This window comes from Streptomyces sp. NPDC058291, from assembly GCF_042880855.1.
Lineage (GTDB): Bacteria > Actinomycetota > Actinomycetes > Streptomycetales > Streptomycetaceae > Streptomyces.
In genome coordinates, this window is record NZ_JBHVYK010000137.1 from 1 (window position 1) to 12,890 (window position 12,890).

Below are 12,890 nucleotides of genomic sequence, written 5' to 3' on the forward strand. Positions count from 1 at the left end.
ACGGGCGGTCGGGCGGCCCATCGGACAGGCGGGCGCACGGGGAGTCGGCGCGCCCGCGGCCGTGCGGCAGCCGGGCGGTCGGGCGGCCCGTGCGGCAAGCGGGCGCACGGGCGCGCCCGACCGCGCGGTTGACAGCCGACGAGCGACAGCCGCGCCGATGGGACGGCCGTTGCTCCCCGGTCGGCGGGCCGACCGCACGGACCACTGCGCCCCGGTCGGCGGGAGAGCCGTCGACCGGGGCGGTGGGGAGCGGGGCGAGGGGGTCGGAGCCGGACGGGTGCTAAGTGCTGCGTCGGGTCACGAACTCCGCCAGGCACAGCAGGCCGCCCGCCGACTCCGGGTCCGGGACCGCCCGCGCCAGCTCCTGCATCGCCAGGGCCATCCGGTCGGCCGCCTGCTCCTGGGCCCATGCGCGGCCGCCCGCCCGCTCGACTGCCAGCGTCGTGCGGTCCAGGTCGGCCGGCTCGTAGGGCGCCGCATACAGCGCGGCCAGTTCGGCGGCCGCCGGGGTGCCGGAGGTGAGCGCGGCGACCACCGGGAGGGACTTCTTGCGGGCGGCGAGATCCGCGCCGGCCGGCTTGCCGGTATGCCGCGGGTCCCCCCACAGCCCGATGACGTCGTCGATGAGCTGGAAGGCGAGCCCGGCCTCCCGGCCGAACGCGTCCAGCGCGTCGACGTCCTCCTCGGCCGCGCCCGCGTACAGCGCGCCGACGGCACAGGCGCAGCCGAGCAGCGCGCCCGTCTTGGCCTCGGCCATGACGAGCACCTCGTCGAGGGTGATCTCGTCGGGCCGGCGTCTCTCCATGGCCGTGTCCGCCTGCTGGCCGGCGCACAGCTCGACCACGCAGGCCGCGACCCGGACCGCGGCCGCCCGGGACGCGGGGTGCGGATCCCCCGCGAGCAGGCCCAGGGCCAGGGCCTGGAGGGCGTCCCCGGCGAGGATCGCGTCGGCGTCGCCGAACACGGTCCAGGCGGTGGGACGGTGGCGGCGCGTGGCGTCCCGGTCCATCACGTCGTCGTGCAACAGCGTGAAGTTGTGGATCAGTTCGACCGCGGCGGCCGCCCGGACGGCTGCCGCGCGGGCCGCCGGGCCGCCGAGCGCGGCGGCCGCGGTGAGGACGAGAGCCGGCCGGATCGCCTTGCCGGCGTTGTCCGCCGCCGCAGTGCCGTCCGCGTGCTCCCAGCCGAAGTGGTAGCGCGCGATCCGGCGGATCGAGGGGGGCAGCGAGTCGAGTGCCGACCGCAGCTCGGGGTCGACGGAGGCCCTGGACCGCTCCAGGATCGCCGCCGCCTCGTGCCCGTCGGCCGCCCCGGAGCCGCCCTCGCCCCGACCGCCGACGGACGTCCGCCTCTCGCGCGCCTCACCCCGGCGTCGCCTGATGGCGGAGGTCACCGCCAGCGGCCGATCTCGACGTTCTCCAGGACGCCCAGCGCGTCCGGCACCAGGACGGCGGCCGAGTAGTAGGCCGTGACCAGGTACTTGATGATGGCCTGTTCGTTGATGCCCATGAACCGCACGGACAGGCTGGGCTCGATCTCGTCCGGGATGCCCGACTGACGCAGGCCGATGACGCCCTGGTCCTGTTCGCCCAGGCGCAGCGCGATGATCGAACTGGTGCGGGCCTCGCTGACCGGGATCTTGTTGCACGGGTAGATCGGCACACCGCGCCAGGTGGGGATCCGGTTGCCGCCGACGTCGATCGTCTCGGGCACCAGCCCGCGCTTGTTGAGCTCACGGCCGATGGCCGAGATCGCGCGCGGGTGGGCGAGCAGCATCTTGGTGCCGCGCCGCCTGCTGAGCAGTTCGTCCAGGTCGTCCGGGCCGGGGACGCCGTCGTGCGGCTGAAGCCGCTGGTCGTACTCGCAGTTGTGCAGGAGGCCGAACTCGCGGTTGTTGACGAGTTCGTGCTCCTGGCGCTCCTTGAGCGCCTCGACCGTCAGCCGCAACTGCTGCTCGGTCTGGTTCATCGGCTGGTTGTACAGGTCGGCCACGCGCGAGTGGATGCGCAGGACGGTCTGCGCGATGCTCAGCTCGTACTCGCGCGGCCTGGCGTCGTAGTCGACGAACGTGTGCGGGATGTCCGGTTCGCCGGCGTGGCCGGCGGCGAGGTCGACCTCCTTCTCGCCGTACTTGTTGGTGCGCTGTTCGGGGATGGTGCGCAGTTGGTGGAGGTGGTCGCGCAGGGAGTCGGCGCGCTCCGCGACCTGTTCGACGTCCTGCCGGGCCAGGATCAGCACCGTGCAGGCCGTGTCCGCGCGGGCGGTGTACTCCCAGATGGCGTCCGCGTCTAGCAGCGCCGTGTCGCCGAAGTACGCGCCGTCGGCGAGCACCCCCAGCACTTGGTCGTCGCCGTACGGGCCGGTGCCGACCTTTTCCACGCGGCCGTGCGCCAGCAGGTAGACCTCGTCGGTCTGGCTGCCGAAGGAGGCGATGACCTCGCCGGGGCCGAACTCCCGCTGCCGGCAGCGGGAGGCGAGCTCCCCGAGCACCTCCTCGTCCTCGTAGGAGCGCAGGGCGGGCAGTTCGCCCAGCTCCGCCGGAATGACCTCGACCCGGTCGCCGGTCTTGACGAACGTGACGCGGCCGTCGCCGACCGCGTACGTCAGACGCCGGTTGACCCGGTACGTACCGCCCTGCACGTCGACCCAGGGCAGGTTCCGCAGCAGCCAGCGGGAGCTGATCTCCTGCATCTGCGGTGCGGACTTGGTCGTGGTGGCCAGGTTCCGCGCGGCCGCGGTGCCGAGGCTCTGCTGCGGCTTGCCCGATTCCGAGCGGACCTCTTCGCCTACCGACATGAGAAATTGCCCTCCCGATTCATGCACCGGCGCCGAACTGCGCCGATGCACTGTTCACGTCGACCAGCCTTCCATCACGGAGTGTGCTCGTGCTATTACCCGAACGAGCGGGAATGGATCATCGCGGGTCTGGGAAGCGGCATGTTTCCCCGAACGATGTTCGACAATGAGCGGGTGACCGACCTGCGCCCGAGCCTGCCCTCCCCGCTCCAGGAGGTCGCCGACGACCGGTTCGCCCGGCACGGCGTACAACTGCTGCTCAAGCGCGACGACCTGATCCATCCCGAGCTGGTCGGCAACAAGTGGCGCAAGCTGGTGCCCAACCTGGAGCGCGCGGCGGGACGGACGGTGCTGACCTTCGGCGGCGCCTACTCCAACCACCTGCGGGCCACCGCGGCCGCCGGCCGTCTGCTGGGGCTGCCCACGGTGGGCGTGGTGCGCGGCGAGGAGCTGGCCGGCCGGCCGCTGAACCCCTCCCTGGCCCGCTGCGCCGCCGACGGCATGCGCCTGCACTTCGTCGACCGCTCGGTGTACCGGCGCAAGTCCGAGCCGGCGGTGCTGCGGGGGATCCTGGACGCGGCCGGCGCCGAGGGCGCGTATGTCGTCCCCGAGGGCGGCAGCAACGCGGCCGCCGTGCGCGGCTGCCGTGCGCTCGGCGAGGAGCTTCGCGGCCGGACCGACGCGGTCGCCCTCGCCTGCGGCACCGGCGGCACGCTCGCGGGCCTGGCGGCGGGTCTGGCGCCCGGCCAACAGGCCCTGGGGATACCGGTCCTCAAGGGCGGCTTCCTGGGCGACGCGATACTCGCCCTCCAGGAGGAGGCCTTCGGGGGCCGGCGGGGCGAGTGGCGGCTCGACGAGCGCTTCCACTTCGGGGGGTACGCGCGGGTCACCCCGGAGCTGGAGGACTTCGCGGCCGACTTCGAGCGCCGTCACGGGATACCCGTCGAACGTCTTTATGTCGCCAAGTCGCTCTACGCGCTCGTCGCGCTGGCCGAGGAGGGCGCCTTCCCGCGCGGAACGCGCCTCGCCGCCGTGGTGACGGGCTCGCCGTTCGGGGCCTGAGGTCCGGGGCCCGGGCCCCCGCTCAGGTCGCCTCCCGGTAGGCCGCCGCCTCCTCCAGGTCCAGCCGGCGCAGCAGCGTGCGCAGCATCTCGTCGTCGATGTGGCGGCCGTCGCGCAGCCGGACGAACATCTCGCGCTCGGCGCCGATCATCTCGCGCGACAGACGCCGGTAGGTGTCGTCGACGGTCTCTCCGGTGACCGGGTTGACCTGGCCGAGGCGCTCCCAGACGGCGTTGCGGCGGCGCTCCAGGACGTCGCGCAGTCGGTCCGCGAGCGGCGGCGGCAGGGCGTTGCGCTCGTCGGAGAGCAGGGCGTCCAGGCGTTCCTCGGCGACCCGGGAGGCCTGTGCCTGGGCGTTGGCCTCGGCCAGCGTCGCGGCCTGCGGATCGGGCTCGGGGAACTTCAGCAGGCGGATCAGCGGCGGCAGGGTCAGCCCCTGCAGCACGAGCGTGCCGATGACGGTGGTGAAGGTCAGGAAGAGGATGAGGTTGCGGTGCGGGAAGGGCGCGTTCCCGTCGTCCACGGTGAGCGGGATGGAGAAGGCGATGGCGAGCGAGACCACGCCCCGCATGCCGGCCCACGCGATGACGATCGGCCCGCGCCAGGTGGGGTTGTCCTCCCGCGCGCGGATGCGGGCCGAGAGGATCGGCGGCAGGAAGGTCGCCGGGTACACCCACAGGAAGCGGACCGCGACGACCACGAGGAAGAGCACGACGGCGTACCAGGCGGCGGCCGGTCCCTCGTAGGCGCCGAGGCCCTTCAGGACGACCGGGAGCTGCAGGCCGATCAGTGCGAAGACCGCCGACTCCAGCACGAAGGCGACCATCTTCCAGACGGCCTCCTCCTGGAGGCGGGTGGCGAAGTCGACCTCCCACGCGCGGTGGCCGAGGTAGAGCGCGACGACGACCACGGCGATGACGCCGGAGGCGTGGAACTGCTCGGCGGCCGCGTACGCGACGAAGGGGATCAGCAGGGAGAGCGTGTTCTGGAGGAGGGGCTCCTTGAGGTGCGTGCGCAGCCAGTGCAGCGGGGCCATGAGGATCAGGCCGACCGCGGTGCCGCCGACCGCCGCCACCAGGAACTCCTCGATGCCGCCGGCCCAGGACGCGCCTTCGCCGACGACGACCGCGAGGGCCACTTTGTACGCGGTGATCGCGGTGGCGTCGTTCAGCAGCGACTCGCCCTGCAGGATGGTGGTGATCCGGGAGGGCAGGCCGACCCGGCGGGCCACCGCGGTGGCCGCCACCGCGTCCGGCGGCGCGACCACCGCGCCCAGCACCAGGGCGGCCGTGAGCGGCAGCCCCGGCACGAGGAGGTAGGCGGCCCAGCCGACGGCGAAGGTCGCGAAGAGCACGTAGCCGACCGAGAGGAGCGCCACCGGCCGCAGCTGGGCGCGCAGGTCGAGATAGGAGCTGTCGCTGGCCGAGGTGTACAGCAGGGGCGGGAGCAGCAGCGGCAGGACGATGTCGGGGTCCAGGGTGTAGTCCGGCACCCCGGGCACGTAGGAGACCGTCAGGCCGACCGCCACCAGCAGCAGCGGCGCGGGCGCCGGGGTGCGCCGCGCCGCCGCGGCGATCGCCGCACTGCCGGCCACCAGCAACAGCAGTGGCATCACGTCCATGTCCGGCCCGCCCTCTTTTTCCGCGCGGTCGTCCGCACGCCCGTCGTAATCTGGCAATCATGAAACAGTGCACGCACGCCGACGCGCTGCCCCACCCCGAGCCCGTCCCGCTGAGCGAGACATGTCCGGAGTGCCTGCGGGACGGCACCCACCCGGTGCAACTGCGACTGTGCCTGACGTGCGGCCACGTCGGCTGCTGCGACTCCTCGCCGAGCCGGCACGCGACCGAGCACCACAAGGATTCCGGCCACCCGGTCATGCGGACCTTCGAGCCCGGTGAGAACTGGCGCTGGTGCTTCGTCGACCACGTCCTGGTATGAGCGCTCCCGCACGTCCGGCCCGGCGTGAACTTTCGAGGCGGTGCGACCGTTGAACTCAGGAGACGCCCCGGCCGTCCGGCGGGTACGGTTCGACCATCTGACGCCTGGGTACGTCAACCCGGCGCGCCCACTTCCCATTTGGGTCCGCAGACCTCTAGACACGGAGCGTGTTCACAGCTTTACTGTGAGTGACGCCAGGGGGTTGGGGTCCGGGGACAGGAAACGAGAGAGCGCGATAGCGTCACCGCTGCACCACACACGCGTTACCCGGGGGGCGACCCTCGGCCCCGAAAAGCTTGTACCACCTTGGAGGTGAGGGTGTCCCAGATCGCAGGCGAGCCCGCGACCCAGGACTTCGTCGAAGTCCGGCTGCCGGCTGCGGGTGCCTACCTGTCGGTGCTGCGGACGGCCACGGCCGGCCTCGCGGCCCGTTTGGACTTCACCCTGGACGAGATCGAGGACCTGCGCATCGCGGTGGACGAGGCCTGCGCGATCCTGCTACAGCAGGCCGTGCCCGGCTCGGTTCTCAGTTGCGTGTTCCGACTCGTCGACGACTCGCTCGAAGTCACCGTCTCGGCACCGACCACGGACGGTCACGCCCCCTCGCGTGACACCTTCGCCTGGACCGTCCTGTCCGCCCTCGCGGGCAAGGTGTCCTCCGCCGTCGACGAGGACAAGACCGTGTCGATCAGCCTCTACAAACAGCGCGGCGCGGGACCCGGGCCGGCGTGAGGAACGGGGACGGGCCGGTGCGGGACGAAGAGCGCGGCACACGGGAGCTGCCGGCCGGCGACGCCGGGACGCCGGTTCCCCCGGACGGTTCCCGACGCATGGCCGACGGCATCGACGGCATTCCCGAGCAGGCCCGGCCGCATCCGGAGGACGACTCGGCCTCCGTGCAGGCGGGTCCGCCGGACGCGGCCGTGCAGGGCTCGCCCAGGGAGAGGCGGCCCGGGGACTCGTTTCCGGGCCGAGCAGAGGCGAGGGCTCGACAGAGGGCGACGGGCGGGACAATGAGCGAGCACGAGCGAGACGGCGAACACAGCGTGCCGGGCACGCGGCACGAACCACCACCGGCCCCGGCGACGGCGCCGACCCCGGCGCCGGTGCCGGCCCCCGGGGACCGCAGCGGGGCGCGGGCGATGTTCGTCGAGCTGCGCAAGCTGCAGGACGGCAGCCCCGAGTACGCGGAGATGCGCAACCAGCTGGTCCGCATGCATCTGCCGCTGGTCGAGCATCTCGCGCGCCGGTTCCGCAACCGCGGTGAGCCGCTGGACGACCTCACCCAGGTCGCCACGATCGGTCTCATCAAATCGGTCGACCGCTTCGACCCGGAGCGCGGCGTGGAGTTCTCCACGTACGCCACCCCGACGGTGGTCGGCGAGATCAAGCGGCACTTCCGTGACAAGGGCTGGGCGGTGCGGGTGCCGCGCCGGCTCCAGGAACTGCGCCTGGCGCTGACCACGGCGACGGCCGAGCTGTCGCAGCAGCACGGCCGCTCCCCCACGGTCCACGAGCTGGCCGAGAAGCTGGCGATCTCGGAGGAGGAGGTCCTCGAAGGCCTGGAGTCGGCCAACGCGTACTCCACGCTGTCTCTGGACGTCCCCGACACCGACGACGAGTCCCCCGCGGTGGCCGACACGCTCGGCGCGGAGGACGAGGCGCTGGAGGGCGTCGAGTACCGGGAGTCGCTCAAGCCGCTCCTGGAGGACCTCCCGCCGCGCGAGAAGCGGATCCTGCTGCTGAGATTCTTCGGCAACATGACCCAGTCGCAGATCGCGCAGGAGGTCGGCATCTCGCAGATGCACGTCTCCCGGCTGCTGGCGCGCACGCTGGCGCAGCTACGGGAGAAGCTCCTCGTCGAGGAGTAGCGGCCGACGGGCGGCTACTGCGGTGTGCGGCCGGGTCCCCGGATCCCGAGGGCCCTGGTCGTCTCCCCGTTGACCAGCAGCACGAGTGCGGCGACGGCCACCGCCATCAGGGCGATGCCCGCCGGGATGGCCATGCTGTCGGCCTGCAGCAGGTTGTAGGCCACCGGCACCGCCATGACCTGGGTGATGACGGCGGGCCCCCGGCTCCAGCCGCGCAGGCCCAGCAAGCCGCGGGCGGCCAGCAGCGGCAGCAGCGCGAGCACGACGAGGGTCACTCCGCCGGTGACGGCCTGCTGACGGTCGTCCGGGGCGCCGGTGATCCCGAGGACGAGCATCCACCCGCCGCCGGCGACCAGCGCCAGCCCCTCCAGGGCGCACAGGACTGCGGCGTAGGTCACCCGGCGCGGGCGGGACTGCGCGGTCTCCGGGGCGGCGGGGGTCTGCTCACTGCTCACCCTTGAAGGGTAGCCCGCAGCACCGGGCCCGCCTCCGGGAGCCGCGCCGGGCGCGAGGCGCCGCCCGGAGCGCGGATCGGCCCCCGCGATCTCTTACCCGATCCCCACCTCGTGCCCGGTACCACCCAGTAGGTACGCTGCAACTCATGCGTGCACTTCTCGTGGTCAATCCGGCGGCAACCACCACCAGTGCCCGCACGCGCGACGTCCTCATCCACGCCCTCGCGAGCGAGATGAAGCTGGAGGCGGTCACCACCGAGTACCGCGGGCACGCGCGGGATCTGGGCCGACTGGCGGCGGAGAGCGGGAACGTCGACCTGGTGGTGGCCCTCGGCGGCGACGGCACGGTGAACGAGGTCGTCAACGGTCTGTTGCACGCCGGCCCCGATGTGGAGGCCCTGCCCGGTCTCGCGGTGGTCCCCGGCGGCTCCACCAACGTCTTCGCCCGCGCCCTGGATCTGCCCAACCATCCGGTGGAGGCCACCGGCGCCCTGCTGGACGCGCTGCGTGAGGGCCGCGAGCGCACGGTCGGCCTCGGTCTCGCGGAGGGCACGCCCGGCACGGAGGACGAGGCGGTGCCGTCGCGCTGGTTCACCTTCAACGCCGGCCTGGGTTTCGACGCCGGAGTGGTGGGTCGTGTGGAGCAACAGCGTGAACTCGGCAGGAAATCCACGCACGCCCTTTACCTTCGCCAGGCGATGCGTCAGTTGTTGGGCGAATCACATCGCCGGCACGGATCCATCACCCTGGAGCGGCCGGGCGCGGATCCGGTGACCGATTTGGTGCTGTCCATAGTCTGCAACACGGCTCCGTGGACCTATCTGGGCAATCGCCCGGTGTACGCGTCGCCTAAGGCCTCGTTCGATACGGGGCTCGACGTGCTCGGACTCAGCCGTCTGTCCACGGCTTCGGTTGCCCGATATGGCACCCAGTTGCTCACTTCGTCCCCCGAGCGGGGACCGCACGGCAAGCATGCCGTCTCCCTGCACGACCTGGACCGGTTCACCTTGCATTCGAAGGTCCCGCTACCCCTCCAGATGGACGGTGACCACCTGGGCCTGCGTACCAGCGTGACGTTCACAGGCGTACGCCGTGCACTGCGTGTGATTGTGTGAGCAGAAAGGGCTGAACTCCTTTCACTCGAACGTTTAGGCCAGGATCCACCCCATGGAAGTACGGCTGTGACCTAGTCGACACCGAGGAATCAAAAAAAACTTTCCGGAAGGGGTTGTATCCGCCGCTGAGGTTTGCGAGTCTCTACGTGGCGATCGGGACAGCCCGCAACACCGGCATCCACTGATCACCGGAACCCCTCGACACAACACAGGACCTCGCCAGGGAAACCTGGCCGGTGGCCCTTCATCTGTTGGGGGATTCGTGAAAGCGTTCACATTCACAAGCAACGTGCATGTAATACCAAGGAGAGGTAGCAGCCATGGACTGGCGTCACAACGCCGTTTGCCGCGAGGAAGACCCCGAGCTCTTCTTCCCCATCGGCAACACCGGTCCTGCGCTGCTGCAGATCGAGGAAGCCAAGGCCGTCTGCCGTCGCTGCCCGGTTATGGAGCAGTGTCTGCAGTGGGCGCTCGAGTCCGGTCAGGACTCCGGCGTCTGGGGTGGCCTCAGCGAGGACGAGCGTCGCGCGATGAAGCGCCGCGCCGCCCGCAACCGGGCCCGTCAGGCCTCCGCCTGACAACACCCGCCCCGCGAGCCTGAGCTTGGCGGCGCGTACACCGAGTACGCTTCTCCCGCCCCCGAGCCGCAGCGCGCAGTACCCCCGATGCGCAGCACCAGCTGCCAACGAGCATTCGAGCCCCGGACCCCTGAACGGTCCGGGGCTTCTTGCTGTGCGCGCACGCTCCGGCGCCACGCTCCAGCCGCGCCGGCACTGCGGGCGTCCGTCCTCCCCCTCGCGTGCTACTTCTGTGCGCGCACCGGGATGTCCAGGATCACCTGCGTCCCGCGCTCGGGCGCCGCGACCATGTCGAAGGTTCCGCTCAACTCGCCCTCCACCAGCGTCCGTACGATCTGCAGGCCGAGGTTGCCGGATGTGTGCGGGTCGAAGCCGGCGGGCAGGCCGACGCCGTCGTCCTGGACGGTGACCAGCAGGCGGGCCTCCTTGCTGGTGCCCCCGCGGACCGCGGAGACCTCGACGGTTCCCGTCTCGCCCTCGGCGAAGCCGTGTTCCAGGGCGTTCTGCAGGATCTCGGTGAGGACCATGGACAGCGGGGTGGCGACCTCGGCGTCCAGGATGCCGAAGCGTCCGGTGCGCCGGCCGGCGACCTTGCCCGGCGAGATCTCGGCGACCATGGCCAGCACGCGGTCGGCGATCTCGTCGAACTCCACGCGTTCGTCCAGGTTCTGGGACAGTGTCTCGTGCACGATGGCGATCGAGCCGACCCGGCGGACGGCCTCCTCGAGCGCCTCCCGGCCGCGCTCGGACTCGATGCGCCGGGCCTGCAGCCGCAACAGGGCCGCCACCGTCTGGAGGTTGTTCTTCACCCGGTGGTGGATCTCCCGGATGGTCGCGTCCTTGGTGATCAACTCGCGTTCGCGGCGGCGCAGTTCGGTCACGTCGCGCAGCAGGACGAGCGCGCCGATGCGGATGCCCTTCGGCTTGAGCGGGATCGTGCGGAACTGGATGACCCCGTCGTGGGCCTCGATCTCGAACTCGCGGGGAGCCCAGCCGCTGGCGACCTTGGCGAGCGCCTCGTCCACCGGGCCGCGGGTCGGAGCGAGTTCGGCGGTGGTCTGGCCCAGGTGCTGGCCGACCAGGTCGGAGGCGAGGCCCATGCGGTGGAAGGCGGACAGCGCGTTCGGGGAGGCGTACTGGACGACGCCGTCGCCGTCGACGCGGATCAGGCCGTCGCCCACGCGCGGGGCCGCGTCCATGTCCATCTGCTGGTTGGGGAACGGGAAGGAGCCGGCCGCGATCATCTGCGCCAGGTCGGACGCGCTCTGCAGGTAGGTGAGCTCCAGCCGGCTCGGGGTGCGCACCGTGAGCAGGTTGGTGTTGCGCGCGATGACGCCGAGGACGCGGCCCTCCCGCCGGACGGGGATGGACTCGACCCGGACCGGGACCTCCTCGCGCCACTCCGGGTCGCCCTCGCGCACGATCCGGCCCTCGTCCAGGGCCGCGTCCAGCAGGGGGCGGCGGCCGCGGGGGACGAGATGGCCGACCATGTCGTCCTGGTAGGAGGTGGGGCCGGTGTTGGGCCGCATCTGGGCGACGGAGACGTAGCGGGCGCCGTCACGGGTGGGGACCCACAGGACGAGGTCGGCGAAGGAGAGGTCGGAGAGCAGCTGCCACTCCGAGACCAGCAGATGGAGCCACTCGAGGTCGGAGTCGTCGAGTGCGGTGTGCTGGCGTACGAGTTCGTTCATGGAGGGCACGTCTGCGAGCGTACCTGGGGGTATGTGCGGAGCGTGAAGACACCCGCGGGCCGCGGCGCCTGGGAGGGACCCTCAACCCTCCCGGCACCGCAGCCCGGAGCTGTATCGGCCGCGGGGTGTGCGGTCCCGTCGGCCGAAGGTGAGGAGCCGGGGCAGTCAGGGCAGAGAGCCCGGATCCTCGGTCCGCCTTCCTGTGCGGGGAAGACGGAAGCTCAGTGTGTCGCCGGCCGTACGCTCGCCCCCCGCCATTGTGGACTAGACCACTAGGTGTGTCCATGCGGGGGAGCTTGTTCGCCGGTGTGGTATTCGGACGCCCTGTCGTCCACAACGCAGCCTAGCCTGTGCGCGTTCCCGCGCGGGGCCACATGGCGCGGGCAATTTCCTCGGCAGGCCCTCGCCGCCGGCCCCCGCCGGCGACGACCCGGCCGCTCGCCGTACGGAGACCGGACCCGCGCCCGCCTGGGCCGGGACACCCGACTCTGTTAGATTGAGCCCCTAGATTGGTCTAAACCACACACGGTTACGAGAACGGCGGGCCAGCGTGGAAGTTGTCATCGTTCCGGACGCCCGGTCGGGCGGCGAGCTCATCGCCGAGGCCATGGCGCAGCTCCTGCGGCGCAAGCCGGACGCCTTGCTCGGCGTGGCCACCGGCTCCACCCCGCTGCCCGTGTACCAGGCGCTGGCGGCCAAGGTGCGCGCCGGCGCCGTGGACACCGGACGGGCGCGGATCGCCCAGCTCGACGAGTACGTGGGCCTGTCCGCCGACCACCCCGAGTCCTACCGCTCGGTGCTGCGGCGGGAGGTGCTGGAGCCGCTGGGCGTCGGCATGGAGGCCTTCCTCGGCCCGGACGGCACGGCCGAGGACGTACAGGCCGCCTGCGAGGCGTACGACCGCGCGCTCGCCGCGGCCGGCGGCGTGGACGTCCAGCTGCTCGGGATCGGCACCGACGGGCACATCGGGTTCAACGAGCCGTGCTCGTCCCTCGCCTCGCGCACCCGGATCAAGACGCTGACCGAGCAGACCCGCGTGGACAACGCGCGCTTCTTCGACGGCGACATCGACCAGGTTCCGCACCACGTCATCACCCAGGGCATCGGGACGATCCTGGAGGCGCGGCACCTGGTGCTGCTGGCCACCGGCGAGGGCAAGGCGGACGCCGTCGCGGCCTCCGTCGAGGGGCCGGTCGCGGCGGTGTGCCCGGCCTCCGCGCTGCAACTGCACCCGCACGCGACGGTCGTCGTCGACGAGGCCGCCGCGTCCAAGCTGAAGCTCGCGGAGTACTTCCGGCACACGTTCGCCCACAAGCCGCAGTGGCAGGGCATCTAGGGCGACCCGCCCCACGACGACGAAGGCGCCCGGCTCCTGGTAAGG

General features: G+C 71.7%; 12 protein-coding genes. 7 read left to right on the forward strand and 5 right to left on the reverse strand.

Annotated elements, in window-relative coordinates; translation table 11 throughout:
• Window positions 1-280 precede the first annotated feature (280 nt).
• Window positions 281-1,393, reverse strand: a complete 1,113-nt coding sequence (locus tag ACFVYK_RS36495) for a family 2 encapsulin nanocompartment cargo protein polyprenyl transferase (protein WP_389781037.1) — start codon at window positions 1,391-1,393, stop codon at window positions 281-283.
• The gene (locus ACFVYK_RS36500; protein ID WP_389781038.1) at window positions 1,390-2,796 is read right to left on the reverse strand and encodes a family 2B encapsulin nanocompartment shell protein; all 1,407 of its coding nucleotides are present in this window, start codon (window positions 2,794-2,796) and stop codon (window positions 1,390-1,392) included. The genes ACFVYK_RS36495 and ACFVYK_RS36500 overlap by 4 nt, the downstream gene beginning before the upstream one ends.
• Window positions 2,797-2,952: 156 nt before the next feature.
• On the opposite strand from ACFVYK_RS36500, the gene ACFVYK_RS36505 reads away from it, so the two are divergent.
• Entirely contained in the window at window positions 2,953-3,858 is a 906-nt protein-coding gene (locus tag ACFVYK_RS36505) for a 1-aminocyclopropane-1-carboxylate deaminase/D-cysteine desulfhydrase (protein ID WP_389781039.1), read from the forward strand.
• Between the two features lie 22 nt (window positions 3,859-3,880).
• Here the strand turns inward: ACFVYK_RS36505 and ACFVYK_RS36510 are convergent, their stop codons facing one another.
• Complete coding sequence (locus tag ACFVYK_RS36510; RefSeq protein ID WP_389781040.1) at window positions 3,881-5,479, reverse strand: Na+/H+ antiporter; 1,599 nt, start codon at window positions 5,477-5,479, stop codon at window positions 3,881-3,883.
• A 59-nt stretch (window positions 5,480-5,538) separates the two neighbouring features.
• On the opposite strand from ACFVYK_RS36510, the gene ACFVYK_RS36515 reads away from it, so the two are divergent.
• The 3 genes from ACFVYK_RS36515 (at window position 5,539) to ACFVYK_RS36525 (ending at window position 7,670) form a co-directional block, all read left to right on the forward strand.
• Complete coding sequence (locus ACFVYK_RS36515; protein WP_389781041.1) at window positions 5,539-5,799, forward strand: UBP-type zinc finger domain-containing protein; 261 nt, start codon at window positions 5,539-5,541, stop codon at window positions 5,797-5,799.
• 318 nt (window positions 5,800-6,117) lie between these two features.
• Window positions 6,118-6,531 (forward strand): anti-sigma regulatory factor, encoded by a 414-nt coding sequence (locus ACFVYK_RS36520; RefSeq protein WP_004925829.1) that lies wholly within the window; start codon window positions 6,118-6,120, stop codon window positions 6,529-6,531.
• 17 nt (window positions 6,532-6,548) lie between these two features.
• Window positions 6,549-7,670: an RNA polymerase sigma factor SigF gene (locus ACFVYK_RS36525; RefSeq protein WP_389781042.1), complete on the forward strand. Its 1,122-nt coding sequence runs from the start codon at window positions 6,549-6,551 to the stop codon at window positions 7,668-7,670.
• A gap of 14 nt (window positions 7,671-7,684) precedes the next feature.
• On the opposite strand, the gene ACFVYK_RS36530 is transcribed toward ACFVYK_RS36525, so the two are convergent.
• A complete protein-coding gene (locus tag ACFVYK_RS36530; protein ID WP_389781043.1) occupies window positions 7,685-8,125 on the reverse strand; it encodes a hypothetical protein in 441 nt (146 codons plus the stop codon).
• Between the two features lie 146 nt (window positions 8,126-8,271).
• Between ACFVYK_RS36530 and ACFVYK_RS36535 the strand changes: the two genes are divergently transcribed.
• A complete protein-coding gene (locus ACFVYK_RS36535; RefSeq protein WP_389781044.1) occupies window positions 8,272-9,240 on the forward strand; it encodes a diacylglycerol/lipid kinase family protein in 969 nt (322 codons plus the stop codon).
• A 320-nt stretch (window positions 9,241-9,560) separates the two neighbouring features.
• Window positions 9,561-9,818, forward strand: a complete 258-nt coding sequence (locus ACFVYK_RS36540) for a WhiB family transcriptional regulator (protein WP_016639615.1) — start codon at window positions 9,561-9,563, stop codon at window positions 9,816-9,818.
• 224 nt (window positions 9,819-10,042) lie between these two features.
• Here the strand turns inward: ACFVYK_RS36540 and ACFVYK_RS36545 are convergent, their stop codons facing one another.
• The gene (locus tag ACFVYK_RS36545; protein WP_389781045.1) at window positions 10,043-11,518 is read right to left on the reverse strand and encodes a PAS domain-containing sensor histidine kinase; all 1,476 of its coding nucleotides are present in this window, start codon (window positions 11,516-11,518) and stop codon (window positions 10,043-10,045) included.
• 541 nt (window positions 11,519-12,059) lie between these two features.
• On the opposite strand from ACFVYK_RS36545, the gene nagB reads away from it, so the two are divergent.
• Window positions 12,060-12,845 carry a glucosamine-6-phosphate deaminase gene (nagB, locus tag ACFVYK_RS36550; protein WP_389781046.1) on the forward strand — a complete coding sequence of 262 codons (786 nt, stop codon included), beginning with the start codon at window positions 12,060-12,062 and terminating at the stop codon, window positions 12,843-12,845.
• The last annotated feature ends 45 nt before the right edge of the window (window positions 12,846-12,890 follow it).